Here is a 1,334-nt window from a genome sequence, read left to right on the forward strand (position 1 = left end):
GGTCAAGTCCATAATATTGTGTAAAATTATATAGTCTCTGTTACAAACTTAGTTACAACTTAGAAGCCCGATAAATGTCTAGTACTTTTTTGGTAAGCTTCATGATGATCAAGTAAAACTGCTCCAATTAATCTAAACGCAGAATCAATATTAGGAAATATACGTACAACACGCTCACGGCGACGAACTTCTTCGTTAAGTCGTTCGAGTGTGTTTGTACTTTTGATATACCTCTGCCTACTTGCTGGAAATATTGAATACTGAATTGAATCCTCAAAACCTTCTTCTAGTATTTCTATAGATTTATTATATCTTGGATTGTCTGCTACATACTGAATAAAGCGATCTTTTGCTTCTCTCGCATGTTGTGGAGTGGATGTATGGAATATTTGTCGGAGTAAAAATCGCTCTTCTGAAGTATTCTTTTTAGGCATCGTTTGAATAATGTTTCTTAAAAAGTGAACGGTACATCTTTGCCAAGGAGTTCCTGGAAATTCTTTACGAATTGCTTTCTTTAGACCAATATGAGAGTCTGAAGTAATTAACTCTGGTTGTGTTAAACCGCGAGTTTTAAGCATACGTAGAAACTCTCTCCAGTCCATTTCAGATTCTTCATTAGCGACCTGAAAGCCAAGTACTTCACGAAACCCTTCTGATGTAGTACCAAGCGCGATATATACAGCTTTTGATACTACTTGATGATTTTCACGTACTTTAATGTACATCGCATCTACAGAGACAAATGGATATTCTTTTTGAGTTAATGAGCGCTTTGAAAAAGCCTCGATTTCAGGGTCCAGACGTTTCATCGTATTCGATATAAAAGACTTGGACACTGATTCACCAACAATTTGCTCAACGATATTTGTGACTTTGCGTGTTGAGACACCATTCACTACCATTTCTGTTAGTGCGAGTAGTAGTGATTGATCTTGTCTTTGCCATTTTTCAAATATACGTGTCGAAAACTCTCCAGAACGGGTACGTGGTACTTTTAATTCGATTTTCCCAATGGATGTCATATACTCACGGTTATAGTACCCATTTCTATAATCATTTCTTAAGTTGCTGCGCTTATACTCATCGACACCCATGAACTGATTACGCTCTTCTTCCATAACATTGTTTAAAATAATTGCGAGCATTTGCTTTGATACTTCATTTAAATTACTCATAGAGATGTCCTCTAGAAGTTCCTCTAAATCTATTGTAATATTGAATTGAGTCATTGGTATTCTCTCCTTGTTAAAATTTTGTTTCGCAACTAAATTGTAACAGAGAATACCTGACTCTTTTTTATTTATTTAATTTTACACAATTATATAGACGCTACT

General features: G+C 35.3%; 1 protein-coding gene. It reads right to left on the minus strand.

The window, feature by feature from the left end:
• Positions 1-59: 59 nt before the first annotated feature.
• Positions 60-1,229, minus strand: coding sequence for an IS256 family transposase (locus HMPREF3177_RS00450; protein ID WP_070456256.1), 1,170 nt, complete (start codon positions 1,227-1,229; stop codon positions 60-62).
• Positions 1,230-1,334: the final 105 nt, after the last annotated feature.

It is taken from the genome of Nosocomiicoccus sp. HMSC09A07 (genome assembly GCF_001808485.1).
Lineage (GTDB): Bacteria > Bacillota > Bacilli > Staphylococcales > Salinicoccaceae > Nosocomiicoccus > Nosocomiicoccus ampullae_A.

Coding starts and splice junctions, on each gene's coding strand:
- HMPREF3177_RS00450 (WP_070456256.1), bottom strand. CDS start 1,229: ATGACTCAATTCAATATTACAATAGATTTAGAGGAACTTCTAGAGGAC.